General features: G+C 69.2%; 11 protein-coding genes and 1 other RNA gene. 4 read left to right on the top strand and 8 right to left on the bottom strand.

Translation table 11 applies throughout. The features are described 5' to 3' along the window. The first annotated feature begins 77 nt into the window (after positions 1-77). Together AP234_RS03240 and AP234_RS03245 are read left to right on the top strand one after the other, a co-directional pair. Positions 78-272, top strand: a complete 195-nt coding sequence (locus AP234_RS03240) for a hypothetical protein (RefSeq protein WP_055477966.1) — start codon at positions 78-80, stop codon at positions 270-272. Then, positions 269-1,843, top strand: coding sequence for a carboxylesterase family protein (locus tag AP234_RS03245; protein ID WP_200926197.1), 1,575 nt, complete (start codon positions 269-271; stop codon positions 1,841-1,843). The genes AP234_RS03240 and AP234_RS03245 overlap by 4 nt, the downstream gene beginning before the upstream one ends. 139 nt (positions 1,844-1,982) lie before the next feature. Here AP234_RS03245 and ssrA read toward each other — a convergent pair. The 5 genes from ssrA to ftsE form a co-directional block, all read right to left on the bottom strand. Continuing rightward, positions 1,983-2,366: a transfer-messenger RNA gene (gene ssrA / locus AP234_RS34185) on the bottom strand. A 378-nt stretch (positions 2,367-2,744) separates the two neighbouring features. Continuing rightward, complete coding sequence (locus AP234_RS03250) at positions 2,745-4,673, bottom strand: penicillin-binding transpeptidase domain-containing protein (protein ID WP_235557930.1); 1,929 nt, start codon at positions 4,671-4,673, stop codon at positions 2,745-2,747. A 3-nt stretch (positions 4,674-4,676) separates the two neighbouring features. Next, positions 4,677-5,159 (bottom strand): SsrA-binding protein SmpB, encoded by a 483-nt coding sequence (gene smpB / locus AP234_RS03255; RefSeq protein ID WP_055477967.1) that lies wholly within the window; start codon positions 5,157-5,159, stop codon positions 4,677-4,679. Between the two features lie 68 nt (positions 5,160-5,227). Then, entirely contained in the window at positions 5,228-6,127 is a 900-nt protein-coding gene (gene ftsX / locus AP234_RS03260) for a permease-like cell division protein FtsX (protein ID WP_055477968.1), read from the bottom strand. A 14-nt stretch (positions 6,128-6,141) separates the two neighbouring features. After that, the gene (gene ftsE / locus AP234_RS03265; RefSeq protein WP_055477969.1) at positions 6,142-6,831 is read right to left on the bottom strand and encodes a cell division ATP-binding protein FtsE; all 690 of its coding nucleotides are present in this window, start codon (positions 6,829-6,831) and stop codon (positions 6,142-6,144) included. A gap of 178 nt (positions 6,832-7,009) precedes the next feature. Here ftsE and AP234_RS03270 point away from each other — a divergent pair, with 178 nt between their 5' ends. Continuing rightward, positions 7,010-7,198 carry a hypothetical protein gene (locus AP234_RS03270; RefSeq protein ID WP_055477970.1) on the top strand — a complete coding sequence of 63 codons (189 nt, stop codon included), beginning with the start codon at positions 7,010-7,012 and terminating at the stop codon, positions 7,196-7,198. A gap of 53 nt (positions 7,199-7,251) precedes the next feature. Here the strand turns inward: AP234_RS03270 and prfB are convergent, their stop codons facing one another. Next, a complete protein-coding gene (gene prfB / locus AP234_RS03275) occupies positions 7,252-8,370 on the bottom strand; it encodes a peptide chain release factor 2 (protein ID WP_055477971.1) in 1,119 nt (372 codons plus the stop codon). 201 nt (positions 8,371-8,571) lie between these two features. On the opposite strand from prfB, the gene AP234_RS03280 reads away from it, so the two are divergent. Next, the gene (locus AP234_RS03280) at positions 8,572-9,684 is read left to right on the top strand and encodes a hypothetical protein (RefSeq protein WP_055477972.1); all 1,113 of its coding nucleotides are present in this window, start codon (positions 8,572-8,574) and stop codon (positions 9,682-9,684) included. Positions 9,685-9,917: 233 nt separating this feature from the next. On the opposite strand, the gene AP234_RS03285 is transcribed toward AP234_RS03280, so the two are convergent. Beyond that, positions 9,918-14,885 carry an NAD-glutamate dehydrogenase gene (locus tag AP234_RS03285; protein WP_055477973.1) on the bottom strand — a complete coding sequence of 1,656 codons (4,968 nt, stop codon included), beginning with the start codon at positions 14,883-14,885 and terminating at the stop codon, positions 9,918-9,920. A 34-nt stretch (positions 14,886-14,919) separates the two neighbouring features. After that, positions 14,920-15,741 carry a tryptophan 2,3-dioxygenase family protein gene (locus AP234_RS03290; RefSeq protein WP_055477974.1) on the bottom strand — a complete coding sequence of 274 codons (822 nt, stop codon included), beginning with the start codon at positions 15,739-15,741 and terminating at the stop codon, positions 14,920-14,922. Between the last annotated feature and the right edge of the window lie 111 nt (positions 15,742-15,852).

The following is a 15,852-nucleotide window of genomic DNA, read 5'->3' on the forward strand; positions in this document are numbered from 1 at the left end:
CTCACCCACTACATTACCGTACAGGTGTATTGATTTGCTATCTCGGGGCCGTCCTGGGAGATCGGAGGATGCGAGTCATGATGATCGCGGGTGTGGTGCTGGTGATCCAGGGCTTCGGCAACGCCCTGACCCGGTGGCTCTGGGGGATCGACTGGGGACTGCTGGCGGTCGCCGAGCGCACGACCGACCTGCCCCCGTGGACCGGCGCAGCCGTGGGCCTGCTCGGCCTCGTACTGGTCGCGGCGGCCCGGCTGAAGGGCCGCAGGGCGTGAAGGGGCGATGCCGTGCGGCGCTGGTCGCCTGTGTGGCGCTACTGATCTCGGCCTCGCCCACCGCTGCCACCGCTCATGAGGGCGCACTGGTCCGCACGGATCTCGGCTGGGTGAAAGGTATACAGGCCGACGACCACCGCGTGTTCCAGGGGATTCCCTACGCCGCCGCTCCCACCGGCGACCGGCGCTGGCGCTCGCCCGCGCCCGCCCGGCCGTGGCCCGGAGTCCGGGATGCCATCAAGCCGGGCCCACGCTGCGCCCAGCCCACGCCCCCGGGACAGCCGACCGGCACGTCCGAGGACTGCCTCTACCTCAACGTCACCGTCCCCCGCGCCGCCGGCGGGCGCAAGCCGGTGATGGTATGGCTGCACGGCGGAGGATTCATCGAGGGCGCCGGCAGTGACTTCGACGCCCGCCACCTGGCCACGACCGGGGGCGTCATCGTCGTCACCGTCAACTACCGGCTGGGCGTCTTCGGACTGTTCGCCCACGCGGGTCTGGCCGGCTCCGGCGGTTTCGCCCTGGAAGACCAGCAGGCCGCGCTGCGCTGGGTGCGCCGCAACGCCACCGCGTTCGGCGGAGATCCGGGCAACGTCACGCTGTTCGGGGAGTCTGCCGGGGGCAAAAGTGTCTGCGCGCACCTCGCATCACCACGAGCAGCCGGCCTCTTCCAGCGTGCGATCATGCAGAGCGCCCCCTGCACCGGTTCGGTGCCGGCCGGGACCATGTTCCCCGGCGTGCCCGCCTTCCGCCAGTGGCCGTCCGTCGCCGACCGGCAGGCCGACGGCGCTCGCGTCGCCGAGCGGCTCGGCTGCACCGACGCGGCGACAGCCCTCGCCTGCCTGCGCCGGGTGCCCACCGAGCGCCTGCTGACCCTGCACGACCAGTTCATCACCCCCGCGGTCGGCAGCCCGGTGCTCCCACAGGACCCCGAACGCGCCCTGGCCACCGGCAGGTTCCACCGCGTCCCGGTCATCTCCGGCACCACCCGCGACGAGATGCGCTACATGGTCGCCCTCTTCTACGAGCTGCCCGGCACGCCGATCACCGCCCGGACGTACGCCCGGCTGCTGCGGCACGCGTTCGGCGAGCAGGCCGACCGCGTCGCCCGCCACTACCCCCTCGCGCGGTACGCCTCTCCGGGGCTGGCCTGGGCGGCGCTGACCACCGACATGCTGTTCGCCTGCCCGACGTACGAGCGGAACCGGAGCCTCGCCCAGCGGGTTCGCACGTACGCGTTCGAGTTCGCCGGGGACGACTTCGTGACCGAGATCCCGGGCTCGGACTTCCCGCTCGAGGCCGCACACGGTGCGGAACTGGCATACCTCTTCCCCGTTCCGGGCCTCGACGCCCGCCGGCGGCAGCTGTCCACCACCATGATCAGATACTGGACGGCGTTCGCCCGCACCGGCGACCCCAACACGCCCGGCCTGCCCCGCTGGCAGACCTTCACCCCCACCCGCCCCGGCACGCAGTCGCTGGCGCTCCCGCCCGACCCGACGGGGCCGATCGACGTCGCCGCCGCCCACCGGTGCGCGTTCTGGGCCGGCCCGGCAAGACCCACGACCTGACCGACGCCCGCATCTCGCGTGGTCAATCTGTCGAACAGCCAGATCATCCTGGCTGTTCGACAGTGATACACGACATCACCATCGCCCCCCGCGGCCGGGGAAACGAAAACGCCCCCGCCGGTCAGGGCGGGGGCGTCGCTGGTGGAGGTGGCGGGAATCGAACCCGCGTCCTTCAGCACCAAGACAGGGCTTCTCCGGGTGCAGCCTGTTCCGATTTTCTCGGCCCCGGTGATCTCACAGGCGAGTCGCCGACGGGCCCAGTCACTGTTTGGTTTCCCGAACGACCCCGTGACCGGGTCGGCCGGTTGAGCCTCCTAGCGATGTCAGATCCGGGCCGGAGGCACTCCCGGGCTGACAGAGGTCTCGCTGGTTAGGCAGCGAGAGCCAGGGAACCCTGGCTAGCCTCAGTGCGCGTGTTATTGGCACTTATTTTTTCGCGGTCACAGTGTTAACGGGGTTATGTCCGCAGTCCCCGACCCGCTTCCCCTGACTTGCAATGCCGAAGTCGAAACCGGTCACCCCCTGCGAAAAAACGCAGCTATCCAGTTGTCAACCCGCATCCCCGTCGACCGTTCCCTCGATGGGCCGGTCGCCCGCCGGATCCGGGCGTCCTCAGTCTAGCTATGACAACGCCCGGGGCGCGAGCGAGATTCCCTCCAGGCTTGTTCAAGGGGGCGTCCGGGAGGTCCACCGGTACGGCGAAGCCCCCGGAACGTGGCGTTACGCGCACGTCCCGGGGGCCGACCGGCAGGGTCGAGCCGGTCCGGACGGCAGGGCTCCCCCCGAGATGGAGCCCTGGTCTCATCACGGCGACTGAGCCCGCAACCCCCCAAGCGGTGCCCAGTCACCTAGAAAGACGCAGGGGAGGCCGCAGAAGGTTGCTCGCCGGGCCGAGAATTTTTCAGCGGGTGTCCGGCAGACCCCGGAAGAACGTCCCGGCGATCGCGGAAGCCGCCGCCGTGTCGGCGTTCTCGGCGAGTACGGCCACCGCCACGTCGTCCTGCCAGCCCACGAACCACGCCAGGTTCACCCGCTGCTTCTTCTCCACGCGGGTGGTCTGGGCGGCAACGCCGTACACCTCGCCGCCGGGGGCGTCGGCACCACGGGCCGCGCCGGAGGTGACCCCGGCGCGCATCAGCGCGCGCAGCTTGACGATGGTGGTGGCGTCGAGCGTGATGGGCTGCGGCCGGCCCGGTTGCGGCCCCTCGGGCAGGGTGCCGGACGAGGATCGGGGAACGGTCTCCGCCGGCGAGGTGACCAGCACCGGCGGGCGCCACGTCCCGGAGTCGACCGCCGCGGCCACGAGAGCCATCGTCAGCGGGCTCACCTGCGTGGTCTGCCCGGCGATGACCCGGGCGACGGCCGCGTCGCTGTTCGCGTTGGGGACGGAACCGCTGAACGTCCTGAGCGGCAGCCCCCACTCCGCGCCGATCCCGAACTGGGACGCGGTCGCGCTCAGCGACCGTCCGTTGATCCGCCGGGCCATCGAGGCGAGGGCGGTCACGCACCCCTCGGCGAAGTCCGTACGGAACGTCGGCGTGACGAGCCCGACGACGCCCGGCTGCTGGAACCGCGCGCCGCCAACCGTGCGGTCGGCGCTGCACGGCACCCGCTGCATCGGATCGAGGCCCCCCTTGAGCAGACCTGCGGCGGCGATGATCGAAAACGTCGTGCCGGCCGGATATTTGCCGGCGAGGGCGTCCTTCTCCTGGTGGAGGCCGTTCGTGGACACGGCGAGGATCTCACCGGTGGAGCTCTTGACGGCGACGAGCGCGGACGACCGTACGGCGGCCACCGCGGCGTCGCCCGCGTTCTGGGCGGCGCTGTCGATGGTCGTCTGCACCGGCATCGCCTTGCGCACCGGCCGCCACGCCTTGAGCTCCTTGACCTGCTTGCCGGTCCGGCTGTCGAGGATGACGACGCTGGTCTCGGTCGAGCCGGTCAGCTGATCCTGGTAGGCACGCTGCAGGCCGTCGCGGCCGACCGAGTCGCCCGCCCGCTGGGGACCGCCGAGCTGCTGCTCGGCCTCGGGGGTGATCGCGCTGACCCGTCCCACGATCTGCACCGGCGACTTCGGCGCCACCGGCGGGTTGTCGGTGACGATGTTGATGCCGTTGATCGCCCGCAGCTTGTCCTTGAGCTGGGCGAACTTGGTGCGTCCGAACGTCGCGAGCGGGACGAAGTCCTGCGGCGGCGACGAGAGGATCCGGCTGAGCAGCCGGTCCTGGGCGAAGCCGGTGACCCGCGACAGCTCGTCGCACAGCCGGTCGGGGTCCTTGATCTTCGCCGGATAGACCCCGGCCACGTAGAGGATCGTCCCGTCCTGCAGCGGATTGCCGTCCCGGTCGAGGATCGGCTTGCGGCCCTCGGGCCTGGTCGCCACCGCCAGGCGCTGCCCGTCGTGCAGGTCGGGATGGATCACGCTCGGCGACCACCGGACCTTCCACTTTCCGTCGACCACGTGCAGCGGCAGCGCGCCGTCGTACTCCCAGAGGGGGTTGTTCTCCCCCAGGTCCACCTCGGCGTGGTAGTCGGCCCTGGCGGTCTCGCCGTCACGGGTGATCCCCTTCACCTGGAAGCGGATCGAGGCGGCGTCGAGTTGCAGCCGGGCGTTCTCCAGCGCCTCGCGCACGACCGCCGGGTCGCCGTCGGCACGCTTGGCGGCCTCGCGGTACTCCCCGGTCTCCCAGCCGACGAGGAAGTCCCGCACGGCCTCGTGCGGTGACGGCTCCTCGAAGCACGCCGTCAGCAGGGGCATCGTCAGCCCCAGCGCGAGAGTGGCGCGTACGGCTCGCGCGCGGGCGGTGGTCGCGGACACGGGTCGGGACACGACCTAACGGCCTCCCCGGCGGCGGACCGCGTTCGACATGGCCCTGGCCATCTCCCGATCGGCCTGCTTCTCCAGCAGGGTCTGGCGCTTGTCGTAGTCCTTCTTGCCTCGCGCCACACCGATCTCGATCTTGGCCCGGCCGTCCTTGAAGTACAGCGCCAGCGGGATCAGGGTCAGGCCGCGCTCCCGCAGCGTGGCCTGCAGCTTGCCGATCTCCTTGCGATGCAGCAGCAGCTTGCGGGTACGCCGCGCCGCGTGATTGGTCCAGGTCCCCTGGCTGTACTCGGGGATGTACACGTTGATCAACCAGGCCTCGCCGTCCTGCATCGAGGCATAGCCGTCGGTGAGGTTGGCCTTGCCCGCGCGCAGCGACTTCACCTCGGTCCCGGTCAGCACGAGACCGGCCTCGTAGGTGTCCTCGATGAAGTAGTCGTGCCTGGCACGCTTGTTCTGGGCGATCAGCTTGCGCCCGGTCTCACGTGGCATACAGGGAGCCTACCGTCGGCGCGGCGAGCGGCGTCGCCGCGCGCGTTCGGGCGCCTGTCCGTACGTTTTCACACCCGGAGGTAGCGGCGCAGGGTGACGAAGGAGGCGAGGATACAGATCACCACGCCGACCACCATCGTGAACGTGATCACCCCGGCGAGGGTGTCCCAGCCGAGCGGCTGGGCCATGTACGACTGGATCCCGTCGAAGATGAGGATCTTGGTGATGATCAGCAGGACGGCCGCGCAGACGCCGCCGATCAGGCCGGCGATCACGCCCTCCATGACGAACGGCAACTGGATGTAGAGGTTGGACGCGCCGACCAGCCGCATGATCCCGGTCTCCCGTCGACGGTTGTACGCCGACAGCCGTACGGTATTGGCGATCAGCAGGGTGGCCGCGATCACCATGATGATGGCCACGCCGAGCGCCATCCACTGCAGCTTGCCGAGGAAGCCGAAGTAGGTGTCGAGGATCTCCCGCTGGTTCACGATGTTGGCGATCCCGGCCTGTCCCTTCAGGGCGTTCATGACGGCCTGGGAGTTGTCCGGATCCTTGAGCTTGACCCGGAACGAGTCGGGCAGGTCGCTGGCCTGGATCACGGTCAGGAAGACCTTGTTGTTCGGCTGCTCCTTGAAGTTCTCGTACGCCGCCTTCTGATCCTCATACTCGACCTGGGCCACCTCGGGAAGACCCTCGATCGTCTGCTGCAGCTGTGTCTTCTGCGTCTGGTTGAGCGTGGGCTTGCCCTTGCAGGTCTCGAAGGCGCTGTCCTTCTGGCAGAGGAAGACCGACAGCTCGACCTTGTCGGTCCAGTAGTTGGTCATCGTCGAGACCTGAGAGTTGATCATCAGCCCGATGCCGAGCAACGCCATGCCGACGGCGACGGTCACGATGACCGCGATGGTCATCGTGAGGTTGCGGCGAAGGCCGATCCAGACCTCGGAGAAGATGAAGTTGGCCCGCATGGTCCCAGTTACTCCTAATAAGCCTGGCCGTACACGCCGCGAGACTGGTCGCGAACGATCTTGCCGTCCTCCAGCTCCACCACGCGCTTGCGCATGGAGTCGACGATGGCGGCGTCGTGCGTCGCCATGAGCACGGTGGTGCCGGTCCTGTTGATGCGGTCGAGCACCTTCATGATGCCGATGCTGGTCGCGGGGTCGATGTTTCCGGTGGGCTCGTCGGCCAGGAGGATCATCGGCCGGTTGACGAACGCGCGGGCCATCGCGACCCGCTGCTGCTCGCCACCGGACAGCTCCTCGGGCATGCGGTGGGCCTTGCCCTCGAGCCCCACCAGCTCGATCACCTCGGGCACCACCTTGCGGATGAACCGGCGAGGCTTCCCGATGACCTCCAGCGCGAACGCCACGTTCTCGTAGACGTTCTTCTTCGGCAGCAGCCGGAAGTCCTGGAAGACGCAGCCTATGCGGCGGCGCAAATGGGGCACCTTGAAGTTGGAGAGCCGCGAGAGGTCCTTGCCGGCCACGTGGATCGTGCCGGCGTTGGGCCGCTCCTCCTTCAGGACAAGCCGGAGGAAGGTGGACTTCCCCGACCCTGAGGGGCCGACCAGGAACACGAACTCGCCCTTTTCGACGTCCACGCTCACGTGGTCGAGGGCGGGCCGGTTTTGGTTCGCGTAGACCTTGGTGACATTATCGAAATGGATCACGGGCGCATCACGGCAAGCCAGTCTAGGGGGTGGGACATCCGGTTCCGGGGTCGCCGGTCACTTGACGATGATCGACGTCCCGGTTGGCCAGAGGCCAGTCTAGGGGTAACACTGGCATGGAACGTCCATAACGGAAACAAAACAATTAGGCCTTGGGTAGTGGGGCGGTAAAACTGCTATGAGCTGCGAACATCTGATCTGCGCGGCGTGTGCCGGCCCCGTGGTGGAGGGCCGATGCCCCGTCTGCCGGGAGGGCCGCGCCAAGGTTCACCACCACGGTTTCGGGAACCTTTCGCCCATCATCATCACGCTGCTCGTGCTGCTGGCGATGGCCCTGCTGGCGTTCAAGCACATCGGCGGATACTAGGACACGGAGCACGCCGGCGCCGGCGCCGCTGCCGACGCCGGCGGGTAGGGCCGCTACTGGACGCCGTCGCTCTCCTGGCGGCGCATCCAGCGGATCTCGCCCTCGATGAACTCGTCGAGGTCGCCGTCGAGCACGGCGCTGGGGTTGCCCGCCTCGACGCCCGTGCGCAGGTCCTTGACGATCTGGTAGGGGTGCAGGACGTAGTTGCGGATCTGCGTGCCCCAGGAGGTCGTGGACTCGCCCCGCAGCTCGTTCATCGCCGCGGCCTCCTCCTGACGCTTGCGCTCCAGCAGCTTGGCCTGGAGGACCGCCATCGCCGTCGCGCGGTTCTGCAGCTGGGAGCGCTCGTTCTGACACGAGACCACGATGCCGGTCGGGATGTGGGTGATCCGTACGGCCGAGTCCGTGGTGTTCACGCCCTGGCCGCCCGGTCCCGACGACCGGTAGACGTCGACGCGCAGCTCGTCCTCGTTGATGTCGATGTGATCGGTCTGCTCGACGACCGGCACCACGTCCACGCCGGCGAACGAGGTCTGGCGGCGGCCCTGGTTGTCGAACGGGCTGATCCGGACCAGCCGGTGGGTGCCGTGCTCGCCCCTCAGCGTGCCGTACGCGTAGGGAGCCTTCACCGTGAAGGTGGCGGACTTGATGCCCGCCTCCTCGGCGTAGGACGTCTCGTAGACCTCGGTGGGGTAACCCTTGCGCTCCGCCCACCGCAGGTACATCCGGAGCAGCATCTGCGCCCAGTCGGCGGCGTCGACCCCGCCGGCCTGTGAGTTGATGGTGACCAGCGCCTCGCGGGAGTCGTACTCCCCGGACAGCAGCGTGCGCACCTCCAGGGCCCCTATGTCGGACTTCAGCGCGCTCAGCTCCCGGCCGGCCTCGGCCAGCGCGTCCTCGTCGCCCTCCTCGGCCGCCAGCTCGAACAGGACCGGCAGGTCCTCAAGGCGGCGGGCGAGGTCGGAGACCCGGTTGACCTCGCCCTGCAGGTGCGACAGCCTGCTGGTGACGCGCTGGGCCTGCTCCGGGTCGTTCCACAGGTCGGGCGCGGCAGCCTGCTCCTCCAACTCGACGATCTGCTTGCGCATCGCGTCGAGGTCGAGCACGTCCTGTATGCCCTTCAGGGTGCCGGTAAGCTCGTTGATCTCTTCGGCTGGATCGATGACTGCCACGTCTGTAAAGGGTACGCGAACGGCGGACCCGCTCGGGTCGCACGTCCGGCCCACGGCCGGGAGTGTCCGCCCGGGCCGTACGGCACGGCGGCGAAAAACGGCGGAGCGGCGGCGAAAAAAAGCGGTGGCGGTGGGCGACGGCCCGAACACGGCATGATTCGTGACCAAGCCATAGCATGTGGAGCGGATATGGGGGGTGGCGTGGACGGGATCGTTCGAAGCGCGCTCGCCCATGCCGCCACCCGCGCCGCAGCACCGGTTCTCGCCCTGGTGCTCCTCGGCGTGGCCGGCTGCTCCGGCGCAGGGCCGGCGGAGCCCGGGGAACCGGCCGGGGCCATGTCCCCCAGTCCGGCGGCCGCCGTCTCCAGCGTCCCCGTGGCCACCCCCTCCCCCAGTCCCCAGCCCCCCGCCGTGACGCTGGACGAGGCGCGCGAGGCGCTCGACACGTTCCTGGCGACCGACGGGGTGGTCCGCGCGGCCCAGGCCGACCGGTGGACGATCTCCCTGACCCGGGACGGCCGACGCCCCATCACGGTGGCCCGGCTCCACTCCCGCTCGGCCAAGGCGTCCCGATACACCTGGCGGCATCATCAGGTGTTCGTGCCGCGGCAGCGGCCGGGGAGCTCGCCCCAGTGGTTCGCCGCCACCGCCGAGCGGCGGGACGCCTCCGGCCGGTCGCGCACCGTCATGCTGGCCTTCGCCCGGGCGGGCGCGGACTCGCCCTGGCAGAACAGCTCCGAGTCCCTGCTCTACGAGGACGAGGAGGCGCCCGAGGTGGCCGTCGACGAGGAGGGCTACGCGACGGCCCTGGACCCGCGCGACCAGAGCGTGGCGGTCAGCCCGAACCTCCTGGGCCCCCTGCACGCGACCGTCGCCGAGGAGGGGCCAAAGGGCTTCGCCTCGGCGCTGATCGCCGCCGGCCCGCACACGACCGGCTTCTCCGCCGACATCGAGGCCACCAGGCAGGAGGCCCAGGGCCGCGACTGCATGAGTTACAACTCGATCTTCGCGGTGGGGGCGAACTACCCGATCTACGCCCTGCGGACGGCGGACGGCGGCGCGCTCGTCTTCTACACCCTGGTGCGCACCTCCACCTGGTCGACCGATCCCGGCCTCAAGTGCGGCAAGGGCCGTCCGGTGGCGATCCCCCGGGAGGCCCGGTGGCTGCTGTCCACCAAGGACATGCAGATCTACGGCAAGCGCCGCATCCAGGAGACCCAGCAGTACGTGACCGCCGTACCGCCCAAGACCTCGACGGCCCCCGTGCACGTCATCGGCTACGAGGGCGCCGTCACCGAGGCCTCCAACAGCTGACCCTCCCCGCCCCCACTCCCCTTGCCCGTGATCTTGTAGTTCCTCGCAGACAAGCCTGCCCACCTGCGCGATCTCTCTCCATGATCTTGCAGTTTCTCGCACAGACCCCGGCCCACCTGCGGTTTCACCTTCCGTGATCTTGCAGTGCAAGATCGCGGAAGGTGTTCGCCCTGGTCAGACACTCTTCTTGCGAGTTTTTGCAAGATCACGACGAGAGGGATGGGCCGGGGTGATCACGCGCCTGCCTGCGGGAGCTTGCTGGACGAGACCAGGGTCCGTACGGCACGCAGGGCCACGGAGAGCGTGGCGAGATCGAAGGTGTCGCTCTCCCAGATCTCCGACAGCGTCTGGCGTGCCCGCTTGACGGCGGCCCGGTTCGCCTCCGTCCAGTGGGCCAGCCGCTCCTCCGGCGACAGCCCCGGCTCGCTGTGGATCAGCACGTCGCGGGTGAGCGCGGCGTGTGCCGCGTACAGGTCGTCACGCAGCGCGGCGCGGGCGATCGAGTTCCACCGGGTGTCCCTGGGAAGCGCTATCACCCGCTCGCGCAGGCGGGCGATCTGCAGCCGGTCGGCCAGGTCGAAGTAGACCTCGGCCACCTCGTCGACCGGCCTGCCGGTGAACGCGGCGGTCTCGACCAGGTCGAAGGTGGAGTAGGCGGGCACCATGGCGGCGACCCGCTCGGCCAGCTCGTCCGGCACGCCGCGGAGGGTGAAGGAGTCCCTGCGCTCCTCGTAGGCCGACAGATCCGACCCGGTCAGCAGCTTCGGCAGGTGCGGCAGCAGATCCCTCGCGCCGTCCAGGAAGACCTTGCCCGTGGAGGCGAGATCGAGCGGCGGCCTGCGGTTGCCGAGCATCCAGCGGGTGCCGCGCTCGGACAGCTTGCGCGCCTCGAACAGCATGGCGAGCCGGGTGGCGCTGTCCACATCGTGGTCCAGCGACTCTATCTGGCGGACGAAGCCGGGCAGATCGAACACCTCGCGGGTCACCAGGTATGCCCGCACGACGTCGGGCGTCGAGGCCCCGGTCTCCTCGGCGAAGCGGAACACGAAGCTCGTCCCGCCGAAGTTGACCACGTCGTTCACCACGCCCGTGGTGATGATCTCCCGTCGCAGCGGGTGGGTGTCCATGTACGTACGGAACCGTTCCCGCAGCGGGGTCGGGAAGTACGACACGAGCCAGGACGCGAGGTACGGATCGTCCGGGATATCCGACTGGAGCAGTTCGGCGTCCACCATGAGCTTGGTGTAGGCGAGCAGCACGGCGAACTCCGGACCGGTCAGGCCGAGTCCGGCCTGGCGACGCTCGGCGAGCGCCTTGTCCGACGGCAGGAACTCCAGCTCCCGGTTGAGCAGGCCGGCCCGCTCCAGCCGCCGCACGTACCGCGCGTGGATGTGCAGCATCTCGGGGGCCTGGGCGCGGGCGGCGGCGAGCACCACGTTCTGGGCGTGGTTGTCCTCCAGCACCAGCCGGCCGACCTCTCCCGTCATGTCCAGGAAGAGCTGGTTGCGCTGCTCCGCGGTCATCTGGCCGTCGCGGACGACCTGGTCGAGCAGGATCTTGATGTTGACCTCGTGGTCGGAGGTGTCCACACCGGCGGAGTTGTCGATGAAATCGGTGTTGATCAGGCCGCCGCTCAGCGCGAACTCTATCCGGGCGAGCTGGGTGAAGCCGAGGTTGCCCCCCTCGCCGACCACCTTGCAGCGCAGATCGGCACCGTTGATCCGTACCGGGTCGTTGGCCTTGTCGCCGACGTCCGCGTGGGTCTCCGACGTCGCCTTGACGTACGTGCCGATGCCGCCGTTCCAGAGCAGGTCGACGGGGGCCCTGAGGATGGCGCTGATCAGGTCGTTCGGCGCGAGGGAGGTGACCCCGTCGGGGATGCCGAGCGCCGCCCCCATCTGGGGGGAGATCGGGATCGACTTGGCGGTGCGCGGCCAGACCCCGCCGCCCGCCGAGATCAGCGCGCGGTCGTAGTCGTCCCACGAGCTGCGCGGCAGCTCGAACAGCCGCCGCCGCTCGGCGAAGCCGCGGGCCGCGTCGGGCGACGGGTCGACGAAGACGTGCCGGTGGTCGAAGGCGGCCACCAGCCTGATGTGCTCCGACAGGAGCATGCCGTTGCCGAACACGTCACCGGACATGTCGCCGATGCCGACCACGGTGAAGTCGGTGGTCTGCACGTCGACGCCCAGGCTCCTGAAGTGGTGCTTCACCGACTCCCAGGCGCCGCGCGCGGTGATGCCCATCCCCTTGTGGTCGTAGCCGACCGAGCCGCCGGAGGCGAAGGCGTCGCCGAGCCAGAAGCCGTAGTCCCTGGCCACGCCGTTGGCGATGTCGGAGAACTTCGCCGTGCCCTTGTCGGCGGCCACCACCAGGTAGGTGTCGTCGCCGTCGTGCCGTACGACATCCGGCGGCGGCACGACCTCGCCCGCCACCAGGTTGTCGGTGACGTCGAGCAGGCCGGAGATGAACTGGCGGTAGCAGGTGATGCCCTCGGCCATCAGTTCGTCCCGGCCCACGGGCGGGCGCTTCACGACGAATCCGCCCTTCGACCCGGTCGGCACGATGACGGTGTTCTTCACCATCTGCGCCTTGACCAGGCCGAGGATCTCCGTACGGAAGTCCTCCATCCGGTCCGACCAGCGCAGGCCGCCGCGGGCGACCTGCCCGAACCGCAGGTGCACGCCCTCGACACGCGGCGAGTAGACGTAGATCTCGTACTTCGGCCGCGGCAGCGGCAGCACGCTGATCGCCTGCGAGTCGAACTTCAGCGACAGGTACGGCTTGCGCCTGCCGGAGACGAACCGGCTGCCGGCCGCGCCGGTGTCGCGGCCCTCGGTCCCGTCGGACTGGAAGGCGTTCGTCCGCAGCGTCGCCTCGATCATCTCCAGGTAGGCCCGCAGTATGCGGTCCTCGTCGAGCGAGGCCACCTCGTCCAGCGAGGCCAGCACCTCCTCCCGGAGCGCGTCGCAGACCTCCGCCCTGGCCTCCTCGGGGCGGCGCGGATCGTGGCGGGCCTCGAAGAGCCGCACCAGCAGCCGGGCCAGCCGCACGTTGCCGAGCAGCACCTTCTCGATGTAGGCCTGGCTGAACGTGGTCCCGGCCTGCCGCAGATACTTCGCGTACGCCCGCAGGATCTCGGCCTGCTCCCACGACAGTCCGGCGGCGAGCACGAGCGCGTTGAAGCCGTCGTTCTCCACCTCGTCGCGCCACAGCACCGCGAACGCGTCCTGGAACAGCCGCTTGAAGTCACCGCCGTCCACCTCGTCGGAGGGGGTGTAGCGCAGCCCGAAGTCGTAGATCCAGGCGTCCCTGGTGTCGCCGTCGTGGGCCCGGTCGATCTTGTACGGACGTTCGTCGACGACCTCCACACCCATCCGCTCCAGCAGCGGCAGCACCCGGGACAGCGAAACCGGGGCGCCCAGCCGGTAGAGCTTGAACCTGCGCTCACCGTCGGCCGCGCCGTCCGGATCGTAGAGGTCCATCCCGATATCGGCGGGATCGTCGGAGATCCGCTCCAGCCGCTTCAGGTCGGCCACGGCCGTACGCGCCGGGAAGTCGGCCTTGTACCCCTCCGGGAAGGCGGTGCCGTACCAGCGCAGCAGGCTCGGCGCCTCCTCCCCCGAGCACAGCTCCTGGATGGCGGCGGCGAGATCGTCCTCCCAGGAGCGCGTGGTGGCCGCCAGCCGCGCCTCCAGTTCCTCGACGTCGGCGGGCAGCTCTCCCAGCCGCGTGCCGCGCTCGCCGCGGATCACCACGTGCAGCCGGGCCAGCGCCTGCTCTCCTATCATCGCGCTGTAGTCCAGCGTGGTGCCGCCGAGCGCCTCCAGCAGGATCCCCTGCATCTGCAGCCGCACCTTCGTGGTGTAGCGGTCGCGCGGCAGGAAGATCAGGCACGAGATGTAGCGGCCGTAGTCGTCACGGCGCAGGAAGAGCTTGACCTGCTTGCGCTCGCGCAGCCGCAGCACGCCGAGCGCGATCGGCAGCAGCTCGTCCACCGTGATCTGGAACAGCTCGGCGCGCGGGTACGTCTCCAGCGTCTCGATCAGATCCATGCCGTCGTGACCGTCCGGGGACAGTCCCGCCCGGTCGAGCACATCGGCGAGCTTGCGCCGCAGCACGGGGATTCGCGAGATCGACTCGTTGTAGGCGTCATAGGTGAACAGCCCGAGGAACCGGCGCTCGCCGATCACCTCTCCCTCGGGGGAGAAGAGCTTCACTCCGACGTAGTCGAGGTAGTCGGGGCGGTAAACGGTGGCCCGGCTGTTGCCCTTGGTGACGATCATCACCTGCTTCTCGCGGGCCTTGGCGCGCAGCTCCGGCGGCATCGCGGCGAAGCTGTCCGAGCCGGCCTTGTCGGCACGCAGGATGCCGAGCCCGGTGCCGGTCACCGCGCGCAGGGTCTCGCCCTCCTCGACCTGCTCCAGGCGGTACTCCCGGAACCCGAGGAACGTGTAGTTCCCGTCGGCGAGCCAGCGCAGCAGCTCGACGCTGTCCTCGACCCCGGCACGTTCCAACGGCGGCGGATCGGCGGCCAGTTCGTCGGCGGTCTGTACGGCCAGGGCCCGCATCTTGGCGAAGTCCTCGACGGCGCAGCGGACGTCCAGCAGCACCCGCTGCAGGTCGCTTTCGAGCCGCGCGAGAATGTCCGGGTCGGTCTGCCGGTCGATCTCGATGTGCATCCACGACTCGCGCAGCGTCTGGCCGGTGACGAGGTCCTGGCTCGGGCCGAGGAGCGCGCCGGTCATGTCGCGGCGCACCGGCATCTGCGGGTGCGCGATCAGATGGGTGCCCAGCCCGCAGCGCTCCAGTTCCATCGTCACCGAGGCGACCAGGAACGGCATGTCGTCGGTGACGATCTGGACGACCGAGTGGCCGGGGTCCCAGCCGCAGTCCTCGATGGTCGGGTTGAAGACCCGGACGAGTGCGCGCCCCTGCGGCCGGTGCTCGGCGAGCCCGCGCTGGGCCATCGCGGGCCCGAAGACGTTCGCGGGGTCACGGTCGGCCAGGTCCTCCGGGGGGACGTGCATGTAGTACTGCCGGAGAAAGACCAGGGCGTCCTCGGCATGCATCCGGGGCGTACCGGGATCCTGCGTTCCCGGTGCCTTGGCACACCTGTCTGCCCACTTGTCGGCGGCGGTGCGGAGAATCTGATCCAGGATCGTATCCGGCTCGTTCCCGTTGACCGGCGTATCGAGCGGCATGTCGCTTACTCACTCCTTTGTGAGCCTTGAGAAATCAAAGCCACGCCCGTAGTTCCCAGAGAAGGGGGAAGAAATGCATGCGCGTCCGCCCTCTCAGGTACGGCGCGCCGGACGACCCACCGGTGCCGGATTTGGTGCCGATCTGGCGTTCGACCATCTGGACGTGCCGCATCCGCCACAGAGCGGTGGTCTCGTCGTGGGTGAGGAGATCCTCGGCGAGCTCCCACAGATCATCGTGCGATCCGCGGTCCCTTGCCACCGCCAGCAGGGAGTCCATGATCTCGTCGTCGGAGATCGGCAGGCCACGCTGGGAGAGAGCGGTGAGGTAAGCATCCCACAGGGACGGCTCCGCCAGTCGCCGTTTGAGCCGAGCGGTTTCCGCGTCGCCGACATCCCGCAGCCGGGTCAGATACGCCGGATCCTTCACCCCGGAGATGAACTCCAGCTCGCGGAACTGGACCGACTGGAACCCGCTCGCCGGTGCGAGCACCGACCGGAACTCGAGGAAGTCCTGCGGTGTCATGGTCTCGATGACCTGCACCTGCTCGACCATGACCCGCTCCACCGAGTGGACCCGGCGGAACAGGTGTCTGGCCCGCCACAGCGAGCCCTCGATCATCGCGTCCCTGATCCGCTCCAGCTCGTGCAGCAGCAGCTTGAACCAGAGCTCGTAGACCTGGTGGACGGTGATGAACAGCAGTTCGTCGCTGGCACCGGACCGGGGTTCCTGCTGGGCGAGGAGACCGGGCAGCCGGAGGTAGCCTCCGTAGGAAAGGCGCCCGCCTTCTTCTCCGAAGCTACGCGGAGGGGGTTCACCGTCCCCCGCCCCGGCTCGCCGACTCGGCGTCACAGGCATACGTCACCCCTCCGGCGGCACGCCCCTCGATCCCCATTGATCAGAAGCTCGACCGCCGTCCCCGATATCACCCCATAACACCACAGACGTCAACTCGATGCACGCTGAATC

Source organism: Sphaerimonospora mesophila, assembly GCF_001417795.1.
GTDB lineage: Bacteria > Actinomycetota > Actinomycetes > Streptosporangiales > Streptosporangiaceae > Sphaerimonospora > Sphaerimonospora mesophila.